This window comes from Vibrio sp. 1288, assembly GCF_033344475.1.
Window position 1 is genome coordinate 321 of sequence record NZ_JAWPOX010000287.1, and the last position, 539, is coordinate 859.

A 539-nucleotide genomic window follows, 5' to 3' on the forward strand; every position below is an offset into this window, starting at 1 on the left:
ATCGCATAGTCAATTGCACCAATCCCCATTGGGCCAGCACACGCCAAAAGCGCTAACGCACCACCTTCTTTGATGCCCATATCGTGCTCGTACACGTATTGCGTGGTGTGGTAGCTCGCATGGTACGCACCAATAATGCAAGACATTGGCTCAGCAAGCGACGCATCAGCAAAGTAATCGCCGTGGTAAGGCAGCACGCAGCCTAGGTCGATAGCGATTTTAGGAATAATGGAATACGTCGCGTTGCCACCAAATGTCTCATAGCTGTAGCCTGCTGAGTAGCCTGTTGGCAAGCCCATGGCAGGTTGCAAAACAAAGTAGTCACCAGCTTTGAATTGATCTTTTAGATTCTCACCGACTTCAACAATCACACCTGCGTATTCATGACCTGTCACCACTGGCACTTCGTCAATGTTTTCAGGAACGCGTTTGTGTTTGCTACCTAACAATGCTGCTTTGTAAGTGGATAGACAAATGCTGTTTGAAATGTTTTTAACCAGAAGTTCGTCGGCTGAAATGTTTGGTAAATCAAAGGTTCT

Annotated in this window: 1 protein-coding gene; it reads right to left on the reverse strand. The window is 46.9% G+C overall.

The window, feature by feature from the left end; all coding sequences use genetic code 11:
- Positions 1-539: alcohol dehydrogenase catalytic domain-containing protein (locus tag R8O11_RS26280; protein ID WP_318194749.1), on the reverse strand; the 539-nt coding region annotated here is incomplete at both ends.